This window comes from Pseudorhizobium tarimense (genome assembly GCF_022968135.1).
Classification (GTDB): Bacteria; Pseudomonadota; Alphaproteobacteria; order Rhizobiales; family Rhizobiaceae; genus Neorhizobium; species Neorhizobium tarimense.
Window position 1 is genome coordinate 1 of the sequence record NZ_JALJRA010000037.1, and the last position, 11,411, is coordinate 11,411.

At 58.4% G+C, this 11,411-nt stretch carries 12 protein-coding genes and 2 pseudogenes; 5 read left to right on the forward strand and 9 right to left on the reverse strand.

From position 1 onward, the window contains the following. Positions 1-521: 521 nt before the first annotated feature. Both MUU54_RS23930 and MUU54_RS23935 read right to left on the reverse strand, forming a co-directional pair. Positions 522-1,235: pseudogene (locus MUU54_RS23930) on the reverse strand (DMT family transporter); the annotation flags it as partial. 41 nt (positions 1,236-1,276) lie between these two features. After that, on the reverse strand, positions 1,277-1,678 hold the full coding sequence (locus tag MUU54_RS23935; RefSeq protein WP_247246448.1) for a tautomerase family protein: 402 nt from the start codon (positions 1,676-1,678) through the stop codon (positions 1,277-1,279). 88 nt (positions 1,679-1,766) lie between these two features. Between MUU54_RS23935 and MUU54_RS23940 the strand changes: the two genes are divergently transcribed. Then, a complete protein-coding gene (locus tag MUU54_RS23940; protein ID WP_247246449.1) occupies positions 1,767-2,609 on the forward strand; it encodes a LysR family transcriptional regulator in 843 nt (280 codons plus the stop codon). A gap of 286 nt (positions 2,610-2,895) precedes the next feature. Here the strand turns inward: MUU54_RS23940 and MUU54_RS23945 are convergent, their stop codons facing one another. Then, entirely contained in the window at positions 2,896-3,285 is a 390-nt protein-coding gene (locus MUU54_RS23945) for an ester cyclase (RefSeq protein WP_247246450.1), read from the reverse strand. A 231-nt stretch (positions 3,286-3,516) separates the two neighbouring features. Here MUU54_RS23945 and MUU54_RS24700 point away from each other — a divergent pair. After that, a pseudogene (locus tag MUU54_RS24700) lies at positions 3,517-3,840 on the forward strand (VOC family protein). 110 nt (positions 3,841-3,950) lie between these two features. Here MUU54_RS24700 and MUU54_RS23950 read toward each other — a convergent pair. The 6 genes from MUU54_RS23950 to MUU54_RS23975 all read right to left on the reverse strand — a co-directional run bounded on the left by MUU54_RS23950 (position 3,951) and on the right by MUU54_RS23975 (position 7,698). Beyond that, positions 3,951-4,841, reverse strand: a complete 891-nt coding sequence (locus MUU54_RS23950; RefSeq protein WP_247246451.1) for an NAD-dependent epimerase/dehydratase family protein — start codon at positions 4,839-4,841, stop codon at positions 3,951-3,953. Between the two features lie 396 nt (positions 4,842-5,237). Further along, positions 5,238-5,387, reverse strand: coding sequence for a hypothetical protein (locus tag MUU54_RS23955; RefSeq protein ID WP_247246452.1), 150 nt, complete (start codon positions 5,385-5,387; stop codon positions 5,238-5,240). Next, positions 5,384-5,737 carry an NIPSNAP family protein gene (locus tag MUU54_RS23960; RefSeq protein ID WP_281433461.1) on the reverse strand — a complete coding sequence of 118 codons (354 nt, stop codon included), beginning with the start codon at positions 5,735-5,737 and terminating at the stop codon, positions 5,384-5,386. Before MUU54_RS23960 ends, MUU54_RS23955 begins: the two co-directional genes overlap by 4 nt. Before the next feature lie 62 nt (positions 5,738-5,799). Next, positions 5,800-6,351, reverse strand: a complete 552-nt coding sequence (locus MUU54_RS23965) for a CGNR zinc finger domain-containing protein (RefSeq protein ID WP_247246453.1) — start codon at positions 6,349-6,351, stop codon at positions 5,800-5,802. Positions 6,352-6,453: 102 nt separating this feature from the next. Continuing rightward, on the reverse strand, positions 6,454-6,780 hold the full coding sequence (locus MUU54_RS23970) for a hypothetical protein (protein WP_247246454.1): 327 nt from the start codon (positions 6,778-6,780) through the stop codon (positions 6,454-6,456). A gap of 39 nt (positions 6,781-6,819) precedes the next feature. Further along, positions 6,820-7,698: an alpha/beta fold hydrolase gene (locus MUU54_RS23975; protein ID WP_247246455.1), complete on the reverse strand. Its 879-nt coding sequence runs from the start codon at positions 7,696-7,698 to the stop codon at positions 6,820-6,822. Between the two features lie 544 nt (positions 7,699-8,242). Here MUU54_RS23975 and MUU54_RS23980 point away from each other — a divergent pair. The 3 genes from MUU54_RS23980 to MUU54_RS23990 are packed head-to-tail and all read left to right on the forward strand — an operon-like array spanning position 8,243 to position 11,375. Then, positions 8,243-9,859: a TnsB C-terminal domain-containing protein gene (locus MUU54_RS23980; RefSeq protein WP_247246456.1), complete on the forward strand. Its 1,617-nt coding sequence runs from the start codon at positions 8,243-8,245 to the stop codon at positions 9,857-9,859. 6 nt (positions 9,860-9,865) lie between these two features. Further along, entirely contained in the window at positions 9,866-10,747 is an 882-nt protein-coding gene (locus tag MUU54_RS23985) for a TniB family NTP-binding protein (protein ID WP_247246457.1), read from the forward strand. Continuing rightward, entirely contained in the window at positions 10,725-11,375 is a 651-nt protein-coding gene (locus MUU54_RS23990; protein WP_247246458.1) for a TniQ family protein, read from the forward strand. Before MUU54_RS23985 ends, MUU54_RS23990 begins: the two co-directional genes overlap by 23 nt. Positions 11,376-11,411 lie beyond the last annotated feature (36 nt).

Consider the following 11,411-nt stretch of genomic DNA (forward strand, 5'->3'; position numbering starts at 1 on the left):
CAACCCGCGCCAAACGGCGTAACAGAAACGGTCGAGACTCTAACTGCCGCTGGATGAAAGTTCAGTGGCAGGTCAGCCGGAGCGCTGTTGTCGCTTTGCATTTAACCCCGAGAATCGGTCGCAGCAATTTCAGAGGGATAGCTCGGCACTAAATTTGAGAATGAGCACTTAACTTGAGAATTCTGCATGAATTTGAGCACTTAATGTGAGAATCAGACGATCGAGGCTATCGACGGTGTCTTGCTGTTAGTGACTCATTCCCTGACGAAGTTGACGAAGCAGCCATGGCGTTATCGGGTACTAGGCGCGCTCATTCCTGATCTCGATGATGTCGTTGAACGGCAAAGCCTACCAACGTCGGCAAGTCCAATTCTGCCCCTGCATCTGTGGCCGGCTCTGCTGGCCGGACCTATCAACTGCGTCATCACAACTGCAGCTAATCTTCACAAGGCAAATTCTCAAGTTAACTGCCAAGCCGGACCAAAGCGGCCGCATTCTCACGGTTAAGTGCAACGCGACATCATCCCAACGGCCAGGGCAATGACGCCGGTTAAGGCCGTTTGCAAGAACACGTTCATTGTTAACGCTCCTTTCGGCTTGAAGGCAGCCATCGGCAGTTGGCTCACCGTTGTAAGGCAGAGCGCGGCAACAGCCACGCGCACCATTGAGGCGACAACCGGATCGATGCCGGTCGCCATCACCGGGCGAGCGATCAGAGAGCCAACGGCTTGGCTTAAAGCTGCCAGCAGGCCAACCAGAATGCCGAGCCAGAGCGGCCCACTTATCGTTTCCCAGTGGTGCAACTGATTGCGGCGCTTTCCGAACAGGATCGCGAGAAGCACGCCGCAAAATGTTACGCCAATTCCGGCCATGGCGGCCACAGAGAGCTGCTCGCCAAGCACGATCCATCCTAGGACAGCGGCCATCGGTGCATTGAGTGCAAACAGTATACCAGATCGCCGCGGTCCCAACCTGTTCAAGCATGTGAACAACAGGGTGTCGCCGACGAAGATGCCGACGAAGCCGGAGAGGAGCAGCGGCCATAGCACGTCGGGCTGCAGCTCGCGCCATGAGCCGGTTGCAAGGACATACAGTCCAAGCAGAAGTGCTACAAATAATTGCCGGGTCCTGTTGAAGACCAATGCGCCCAGATGGCTGGCCGGACCAGCCGAGAGCAGTGCTGTCAGCGCCCAGCAGGCTGCAGCGCCAACGGCCGCCAATTCGTAAATCGGCATTTCTTGCTCCCTGTCGCGACCTGCTGGCCCGGTTGCCTGCTTTATCGTTGCCTGCTCGCCCAACGCAGGTTCTGACTGAGTCCGCCATAGCCGTAGGCGTCGCCATCAACGGCGTGGACCAGGACGTAGCTTGCCTCATGCGCTGGGCCGACCAGGTGGTTCATACCGTCATAGACGCGCCGCACCCATTCGGTCGTCTCGTCTTTGGTGTTGGTGTGCTCGGTGATTGAGACCTCGACGTAGAACGTCCCTACTTGCTGGTCGCCAGTACTTGCCCCGCCGACGAACCAATCGGCGGGATCAGCGCTCTCGATCAGCACCGAGGTAACTGCGGGGTCTTTATGCAATATTTCAGCCGTGAGACGGGAAAGCAGTTCTGCGACCTGCTGTTTGTGGTTGCGACCATCGCGGGACTTGATGAAGCGGGCTTTGATCATTGGCATCGCGTGTCTCCTTGTTGCAGGAGGATATTGCGCGAACCTCATCATAGTGAGAAGATAGCTTAAACTATTCTGTCCATAGCGATTTCATATGTTGGATCTTGAAAGTGTACGCCTCTTCATTCTCTCAGTCGAATTCGGAAGCCTCACGAAGGCGGCCGAAGCGGCGGGCACAGTTCAGCCTGTCGTCAGCCAGAAACTCAAGACCCTCGAGCAACGCCTCGGCAAGCGGTTGATCGACCGGACGCCGCGATACCTGCGGCTGACAAATGACGGTGAGATCTTCTTGCCTAAGGCGCGTGAACTGCTCGCCAAGCACGAGGAAGCGCTGGCTTTCTGTGAGGAAACTCCGGTGAACTTCTCGCTTGCCGTCAGCGACCATGCGATCGGAAGCCGTCTGTCATCGGCCATACGAGCGGTGCGTGCGGCGCTTCCAGCCAATGCGGTTATCGAGGTAACCGTCGGCTTTTCCCGTCATGTCAAAGAGGCGTTCTCGTCGGGCACCGCTGACGCGGCCCTCATCAGGCGCAACGGCGGAGGTAGCGAAGCGGAAGTACTGCGCACAGACCGGCTAGGATGGCGGGCCACTCCTGAGTGGCGACCACGCTCCAACAGCCCCATTCCATTGGTGTCGCTGGGCATGGACTGTGGCGTTCGCCAGATCGCCTCGACGGAACTGCAAAAGGCAGGCGTCGACTGGCGCGACGCCTTCATCGCTGGAAGCTGTGCGGCACTGCACGAAGGGCTGCTTGCCGGGGCTGGTGTCGCGCCGATGGGGGACATCTGCGCGCGCGGTCTGCCTGACCGCGGCCCCGAGCTCGGGCTTCCGCGGCTACCAACGTCGCAGATTGTTCTTTTTTCCCGTGCAAGGACACCGGCTCACGCGGCGGCGATCAGGGCGCTGGCCGCAGCCGTTTCCGGAGAAGCGTCCTAGTCAGGAAGACAGCGACGGCTTCTGTATCCACAAGCTTCCAGTGCACGGTTCCAATTCCCTTGCCCAACGCAGGCGATAACAATGTCGTCTCGGTTTAGCGCGATGAATCGCGCATCGAGTACACGCCGAAGCTGCTGCCAGGCCTGCCTTACCAAGAAGCTTCTAACCCATTAGGGTTCGTCAGCGCTTCTCAGCGATGACCGATTATTGCCGGTGTTACGCCAGTCTGAGTGCCGGATAGCGGCAGAATTCGTCTGTGCGGGGTATGCGTCTGTTATTAGCGACGTTAACTGCCGGACAATAGCTCGTCGCGGACTGAAGTGTGGAGATCTCCCCAGCACTCGGCGATCTTTCCCTCGGCAAAGCGATACAACGCCAGCTCCTGTGTGCGGATGACCCGCGCAGTTGGCGGTATGCCACGGAAGGAGCCGACATGTGTGCCAGTGCCTATCAGGCGAGCAGCGAGCCAGTCTCTGTCGACAAAGGCATGTTGTAAACTCCACCGGTAATCGGGAAACGCGGCGACAACGCCGACACAACCAGCGATATAGTGGGCCAGGCCTTCGGTCGAACCGCCCACATCTGTAGAAACAAACTCACCTAGCTCCTCGAACTTGTGCTGGTTACAAAGCTCAAGATACCGATGGTACAAGGCCAACTGCTCGTCCCGGTCCATGTCATCTCCAGCAGCGAATATTCAGGGCTCCGCTTTTTATTGCGGCACCGCAGCATCGAACACGAGGCCGGGCATGTAGTCAAACGCTGACGAGCTCCCACGGCGATAGAAAGCTACCATTCGCTACTCAGATCTTCCTGCCGAAGGCACGTGGATGGTTCGCCAAGCACCTAGAAGCGCTGAACTTCGGTGAGGAATATTCGGCAGATTTATCGGTAGCCATCAGCGCCCATGCGATCGGAAGCCGCCTCTGCCGTCATCCGAGCAGTCCGTGCGGGGCTTGATGACCTTCACAAATCGGTGTGGCAGCAGGAGGGCGGGATGACAATATTCGGTCCTTTCGCAAAGGACACCCGCTACTTCGTCGGCCGGAGCAACAATGGATGGTCAATTTCCGCGTTGATGATCTCAATGGGCTCATTGCCAACTTGACTGCAAGTGAAAATCCCCGTGGAAACGCGGGATGACTGGACTCGGAGGTAGGCCGTTTTGCCCCAGTTCATGCCCGAAGGTAATCCAGTCGAATTGTGGGAGCCGGCACAGAACGATGACTGACCATCTTCTCTTCATGAGGGTAGGCCAGATCCCTCCCCAACGTATAGCCTCAACGAGCGGATAACGTCTCTCGGGCCGAAAGCGGTCGCTCCCACCGAAGACCCCGCGGTTTATTCAGGCTTCGTGTTGATGACCGCACCCGGAGGCAAGACTTCAAGACTTCGCCTATCCATCTGCGCCAGGACTTCCTCAAAGTCGAAGCGTGGGCGCCAGCCAAGTTTCACTTGAGCCAACGTCGAACTGTAGACACGATCGATGGACGTCGGAAGCCTCAAACTCCGCTGGTCGAATGCCGCGACAAGCGCCGGTGACTTCAAGCTAATAACAGATGGCGCGTCGGTAGATAAATGCTCGCAGTCATGAGGATCGAATGGGGTAGCCGCGGAAATGATATAGCGTTCAAAGCACTGCCCTTCATTCATCAGTGCCAGTAAATGAGCATCTGCCACGTCGCGCACGTCGATCCCCCGATGTAAGCGGTAAGCCGCCATCAGGTCACCGGGTTCAGGGAAGCTCCGCGACATCCGCAATACGCGAACCGTCAGTGATGGGGACGCAAGGTTTTCAAGCACACCCTCCGCTTCGAGTTTCGTTCGGTGGTAGATGCTTTTCGGCTGCGGGACGGTATTTTCATCTATCCAGGTGCAGGAATTGGGGGCCACTGCATATCCATACAAAGCCGTGGTGCTAGTAAACACCAGTCGCTTCACCCCTTCTGCGGCGGCCAACTCGGCAACAAGCCGCGTCCCCTCGACATTGACGCGTCGAAACTCTTCGTCTGGAACGATCCCTACATGTGGAGCATGAAGCGCAGCCACATGGATGACCGCGTCCGCTCCTTTCAGAGCCGTTTGCAGGAGCGGCTGACAAGTAAAATCGCCGACCAGATGCGTAGTCGAAGAAGGCGTCCGGTCGATCCCAACCACATGGTGCTTTCCTGCTAAGGCGCTGAAAACGGCACGGCCTACCCGCCCAGAACTTCCCGTCAGCACCACCCGCATGTCTCATCTCCCTATTCGCTATGGCCATCTGGGGCATATATTCTGGATCTTCCCTTCTAGGAACGGGATTGGCTGTGGGCACGCGACCCTCCTCTCCTTCCCGGTTGATCTTCATAAGCGCTGAAGCGAGTAAAACAATCCACTAGATCAGCGGCGTAGAGGTCAGAAGCTTCGATGGCTGCGAAATGTCCGCCGCGGTCATATTGATTCCAATGAACGACGTCGAACTCCCGGTCAGCGCGGTGCTGCAGACCGGAATCGGTTGGGAATACAGCATCCCTGTTGGAACTTCGGTCAATGACGGGGGAGAACATCGTCGTTTTCCGGACCTCCTAGTAAGAATTTGCGGACGATGCTGCCGTATTGGTCAGCCAGTATAGCCAGACGGTTGAGCAGCTAAGTCCTGGGCAGGACGCGGCTCCAGTCGTCGGCAAAGACGGAACTCGGCCAGCGTGTGCCCTCGGCACGTCGTTTCAGTTCCTCGATGTCGAGGGTGAAGACCGGCAAATGGTATTGCACGATACGTGTCGAGGCGCTCCCGCTCACGATGAGACCCCCGTTGTGTGCAAGCACCAGTTCGGCATGTTCTGGCTGGGGAAAAGCGGGGTGAAGAACCTGCTATCCCACGAGCGGACACAGCCGGTCTCCGCCTTATACTGGTCTGCCGAGAGCGCCCCGGGATGGGATTTCGCTTTGATCCGGTAAGATTCATATTCGGCCAAGGATCGAAACGAGAATAGGCCGAGCGCTACATTGCTATGTCCCTCGCTAGGCAGGAAGTGCCCATGATGGACGCCTCCAAACTCGGGGATGAGTTCAAGCCACATTCTGCACCAAGCTTCGAACTCCGCCTGCTTCGTCCAATCAATGCGGTACTCCAACCCACAGGTAATCATTGGTTCTCATCCTGGTTTGATACAATCCAGGGTCCCGTTATCTGCTCATGGAATGCTTCAGGCTAAAGCGCGGCTCTGTGCGCCTTCTTTTTGGCGCGATTGCCGCACGTGCCCATGTCGCACCAGCGCCTTGAAGCGTTCTTTGTCCGGTCGATGAACAGCCAGTGACAATCATCGGGTGGACATTGCTTTAGTCGGGACAGTTCCTCGCCCCGAAGCAGGTCGAGCGCGGACCATGCGATGGCGCCGGTCACACGATAAATGCCCTCAAAATGCAACGTGTACGGCGTTCCGGAAAGCGACGCCTGGCACAGGGCCAACGCGGCTATGTCGCGGATGACGTCCGAGTCTGGCCGCGACGGATCGAGATCATTCGCGATCGCCGATCCCGCGCCACGGATCGCAGTGCGGAGCGCAAGCACCTGCTCGTACAGCGTCTTTTGCTCACTCGGTGATAAGACAAAGTCATCGCCGATCAGGCCGACATCTTTCGACCATGCCACGACGTTATCGAATGTTGCCAGATGGTCGACCTCCCGGCTCGTGTTACGCCAACTGATGGTGTTGGCGAGATCCAGAGCCAGGTTGCCAGAAATCCGATGGGGCAGTGACATCGTAGTAGCTTTCGTTCTTCTGATCGGCGCGGTTGCACCAATGCGATGCGAATTCCGCTGTGGTCGAAGGTCGTCGCGGACAGGCTGAGACCGTAGACCTACTCAACGAAGGCTCGGATCGTGCACCAGGATTCGATGCAGCTCAATGCGCTCCGGCAGTTCGATCAGGAACTCCGCGTCGCGATTGAGATGATGAACCTTGATCGGATCGCCCTTCGTAAAGGCGGTCATTGCCTCGATGTCAGGCCAGTAGGAGATAGCCGTGAACCAGGTTTCCTCGTCGCGGTCCTCCCGGAAGAGCTGGACGCCGAGGGCGACCTCCTGAAGCGGAGGAATGCCCTCGGTTCGCAAGTAAGGCTCGTAGCTGTCGGCGACGTCGCGACGCGTACGGCCGCGCCAGATTCGTGCGATCGTGGGCTTTGTCACCATGTCTGTCTCCTTCCGTTCGAGTTTCGTTTAGAGGCGAGATCATCGGAGCGTCCGAGAGAGGAAGCCGCGGACGAGCGGTAGCGCCTGCTCGAAATGCGTTTCCAGCAGCCAATGGCCCGCATCGTCGAGAATGTGGAAGTCGGCCTCCGGGAGATCGCGCTGATAGGCTCGCGCCGACGCTTCGGGCATGTACCCGTCCTGCGGACCCCACACCACCAGCGTCGGGGGGTGGTGCTGGCGCAGATAGGCTTGATAGCGCGGGAACCAGTCGAGGTTCTGCTCCAGCTTTTCCATCAGGCCGACTGACACCATTTTGCGTGTCGGAGTGTCCATGAGCGGCCAATGCAGCTTCCAAAGGTCGGGAGGAACCCGGCTTGCCACCTCCTGCGAGACTTCACCGACGAACTCTTTACGAAACCCTTCCTCGCTAACGGCCTCCTCGAGAGGGCGGTGCTTCTCGGGGGACTTGTCGGCCCACCAGGCTTTGATCGTCTCGTATTTTGGACCGAGCACGTCTTCATAGATGTCGCCGTTCTGGATGATCAGCGCGGCGATCCGCTCCGGGTGGGCGATGGCATCCCGCAGACCGATCTGCGATCCGTAGTCGTGGAGCCAGAGCGCGTAGCGCTCCAGACGGAGCGCCTCAGCGACGTCGTTGAGCACCTCGGCGTAAGCGTCGAAGTCATAGCCGAACTCGGCGGGATCAGGCGTGTCGCTGTAGCCAAAACCTGGCCAGTCGAAGGCAACGGTGCGCCACCGATCGGCAAGCGCCGGCATTAGCCTCCGGTACTGATAGGAGGAACATGGGTATCCGTGCGGCAGGAGCAGGACGGGAGCGTCGGTCGGTCCCGCTTCTCGGAGAAACAGCGTGCGCCTTCCAATGGTCGCCCGCCGGTGAGTTATTTCGCATCTTGTCATGCTTTCTTTCCTAACAACCTCTCCGTCTTGTGGAACCATCATAACCCGTTTAGCCGGTTCTTGTTCCAGTTTCCACGAGCCGATGCCTGTCGGGACCTGAACCTGGCCTGTTTTCGGGATCTAATTTGAAAGCTCACCGGGCGGGCTGCTCTGTTTACCGAAGAAAATGCTGGATTTGGCCGAAGTCAGGGCGGCGGTTCGCTCACGCCCGGCTCCCAGCTCGTCCCACCTGAAGGTTTGCGTTTTTCTACAATATCGCACGGGTCCTTCCCGGTAGCCTCATCCCATCGATAACCCGTGGAGATGAGAGATGAACCGCCGCCAGTTTTTCAAGAGCCTCGCCGCCTCCGTTCTTCTCTGCGGCTTTGCCGGCAAATCCACCCTTTCTGTCGCTTTGCACTTAACCCCAAGAATCCGTCGCAGCAATTTCAGAGGGATAGCGCGGCACTTAATTTGAGAATAAGCACTTAACTTGAGAATTTTGCATAAATCTGATCACTTAATGTGAGAATCAGTCTACCGAGGAAATGGACGGTATCTTGCTGTGAGTGACGCCTTCCCTGACGAAGTTGACGAAGCGCTTTGGGATGAAGCATGCCGGCGCGCAGACGCAATTCGAGACTTTCTGAAAAGCCGCACTGGCAGGATGTCGGTGGCGGATGTGGCGCTGCTTGCGACCGAGCTCGAAATCAGTCAAGCGACTGCATACCGCCTCATCAAGCTATTCCGGGCCGGCGGGACCGTGATGAGCCTGGTGGAGCGCAAGCCCGGCCGACCAGGAGGCCATCGGGTACTAGATGACAGGCGGGAGGAGATCATTCGGACGACGATCAGCCGGTACTACCTTACCCGCAATCGTGCGTCATTTACACAGCTGGTCCGGGATGTGCAGACGAACTGCATCTCCGCTGGACTTCGGCCGCCCCATCGCCGAACAATCAAAGCTCGACTCGAAGACATCGATCTACAGAAGCGGGCCAAACGGCGCGGCGAAACCAAAATCGTCAAGAACACTCGTGCTGTTCCCGGGGTGTTAGCCGCCTCCCGGCCATTGCAGATCGTGCAGGTCGATCATACGAAAGCGGATATCTTTGTCGTTGACGAGGAAACGCGGCAGCCGATCGGCCGGCCTTGGCTGACGCTGGCGATGGATGTCTGCAGCCGGATGGTGACGGGCTTCTACCTCACGATGGATGCCCCTTCCCGCCTTTCGACCAGTCTTTGCCTTCTGCATTCCGTTTTTGACAAGTCAGCTTGGCTGCGTGAACGGGAGATCAGCGAGGCATGGCCCGTCGCAGGTTTTCCAGATACCTTACACGTCGACAACGGCGCCGATTTTAGGAGCCAGTCTTTCAAGCGGGGATGCCAGGATGCCGGCATCGCGATCGACTGGCGGCCGCCAGGGGAGCCACGCTTCGGTGGACACATCGAGCGTCTGATTGGGACGCAGATGGGAAAACTCCACCTGCTGCCCGGCACGACGTTCAGCAACGCTCAGGAGCTTGGCGAATACGACTCTAAGCGACATGCGGCACTCACTTTGCGCGAGCTCGAGCGTTACATCGCGCTCGACATTGTGGGCTCCTATCACCATTCGATACACGCCAGCCTAGGCCGACCGCCCATTGCAGTATGGCGGGAGCACGAGGACGTGATACCGCTTCGACTTCCCCAAGACCGGATGCGTTTCTGGCTGACGTTCCTGCCCGAGCAGGAACGCACGCTGCGACCAACCGGGATTCACCTGTTCGGGCTGCGTTATTGGTCAGCTGCCCTCACCGCCGATGTTGGGCGCTCTAACCGGCGTCTCCTTGTAAAGTACGACCCACGGGATATGGCTCGCGTCTTCGTCCGGCGCCCGTCCGGCAACTTCGTGGAAGCCCGCTATGCCGACGTTACCTTGCCCTCGGTGACACTGCACGAGGCACTGGCGGCGCGCCGCGCGCTGCTGACAAAGGGGCGACGGGAACTAGACACCCGCACCATAGTCGGCACGGCAGTTGAGCAGCGCAAGCTGGTCGAGGCAGCAGTCAAGAAGACGGCACTCGCCCGACGCGGTCCTGCAAGCCGTCAAAAAACGCGAGTGGAAGACGGCGGATGGGGGTCGCTTCGCGGGGTAGACTCCAGCAAACCTGTGGCCTTCGACGAGGACACGGAGTGAACTGGCATGAACACGGAAATCTCCCACTTAACCTCAAACGCCGCGGCTTTGCTTGCGCAGACAGACGCGCAGCGCATCAGAGCTATCAGATCACGCCGCTGGCTGGTTTATCCGCGCGCCAAGCAGGTGCTTGAACGGCTCAACCAACTGCTCGATCACCCCCGCGGCACACGCATGCCTTCGCTCGCCATCTACGGCGACAGCGGCATGGGAAAGACGATGATAATGAAGCGTTTCCGTGATCAGCATCCACCGAGCTTCAGTTCTCTTACCGGAAAGCTGAAGACACCGGTTCTGGCCATGGAAATGACTAGCCGACCCGGCGAACGACGGTTCTACGCCGAACTGCTAACCCTTCTCGGCGCACCGCAACGGCCACGCGCCGATATCGCCCAGATGGAGCAGGCGGCGATGCGCATCATGGAGGCGATCGGCGTTCAGGTGCTCGTGATTGACGAGGTGCACAATATCCTCGCCGGAACCTATCGCGAGCAACGCATCGTCCTCAACACCTTGCGCTTCCTCAGCAACCGTCTTCAGATCTCCCTCGTCTGCTTTGGCGTCAATGACGCCCGCGAAGCCATCGGCGGTGATGTGCAGTTGGCCCGCCGCTTTGAACAGTTCACACTAAGCCGCTGGGCTGCCAACGAGCAGTTCGAGATCCTGATCGCTTTGATCCTGCGCAACACGCCGCTACGACAGCCGTCGGTGTTGACCGCCAAATCGCTACGGCGGATGTTGCAGATATCCGAAGGGATCACCGCGAACCTCTTTCATATCGTAAACACCCTCGCCATCGACGCCATTGAAAGCGGCCAAGAGAGAATTACGGACGCAGCTGTTGAGAGATGGGAGCCGGAGTTCGATGCGGAAGCCGCCTTCGCATGACATACAGGCCCCTCGGCAGTTGCCGGTAACGCTAGCTCCCTGCACCGATGAGCTACTGTCGTCGTGGGTCGCTCGGCATGCCGATTTCTATGGTGTCCCTCCCCTGGCTATGCTTCGGCATTGCCTCCCAGAGACGCCATCGCTGCGCGCCGCCGATCTTAATCTCAACGACAATCAGGTCCTCCGCCTGGCACGCATGCTCTGCGCCGATCCGGAAACGATACGCCAAACCACCTTCACGAATGTGGCGGAGCCGTCTCGGTGCCTGATTGCGAAGGAGCCGATGCAGTCTTGTACAACGTGTTATCTTGCAAGGACGGAACCGAGAGTCGTTATTCGAAATCAGCTTCTCGGCTGGCGTATCACCTGTACTCTTTGCGGCGGCCTGCTCCAGTACCCAAGGGGGCGTGACTGCCCCTCAACCTTCGGTCACTATCACGCAACGGCTCTCATTGGAGAACGGCTGCTCCACGATGAGGCCTCACGAAGAGACCGAACTTGGGCATCTCCGGTCAGGATCGCGCGACTTCTGCTGATGCGACGGGTGAAGAAGCCCCGCGTTGGAGATTACGAGCCATGGCGTTACCGTAAGCGCTCATTTCCATGCGCATTGACTTGGCCGGTTTGACCGGAGTGGCTGTCATCCGTCTATATTAGATCGTGC

Excerpts from the sequence above, each read along its gene's own strand:
- MUU54_RS23935 (WP_247246448.1), bottom strand. The coding sequence starts at position 1,678 with ATGCCAATGATCAAAGCCCGCTTCATCAAGTCCCGCGATGGTCGCAAC.
- MUU54_RS23940 (WP_247246449.1), top strand. The coding sequence starts at position 1,767 with ATGTTGGATCTTGAAAGTGTACGCCTCTTCATTCTCTCAGTCGAATTC.
- MUU54_RS23945 (WP_247246450.1), bottom strand. The coding sequence starts at position 3,285 with ATGGACCGGGACGAGCAGTTGGCCTTGTACCATCGGTATCTTGAGCTT.
- MUU54_RS23950 (WP_247246451.1), bottom strand. The coding sequence starts at position 4,841 with ATGCGGGTGGTGCTGACGGGAAGTTCTGGGCGGGTAGGCCGTGCCGTT.
- MUU54_RS23960 (WP_281433461.1), bottom strand. The coding sequence starts at position 5,737 with ATGATTACCTGTGGGTTGGAGTACCGCATTGATTGGACGAAGCAGGCG.
- MUU54_RS23965 (WP_247246453.1), bottom strand. The coding sequence starts at position 6,351 with ATGTCACTGCCCCATCGGATTTCTGGCAACCTGGCTCTGGATCTCGCC.
- MUU54_RS23970 (WP_247246454.1), bottom strand. The coding sequence starts at position 6,780 with ATGGTGACAAAGCCCACGATCGCACGAATCTGGCGCGGCCGTACGCGT.
- MUU54_RS23975 (WP_247246455.1), bottom strand. The coding sequence starts at position 7,698 with ATGACAAGATGCGAAATAACTCACCGGCGGGCGACCATTGGAAGGCGC.
- MUU54_RS23985 (WP_247246457.1), top strand. The coding sequence starts at position 9,866 with ATGAACACGGAAATCTCCCACTTAACCTCAAACGCCGCGGCTTTGCTT.
- MUU54_RS23990 (WP_247246458.1), top strand. The coding sequence starts at position 10,725 with ATGCGGAAGCCGCCTTCGCATGACATACAGGCCCCTCGGCAGTTGCCG.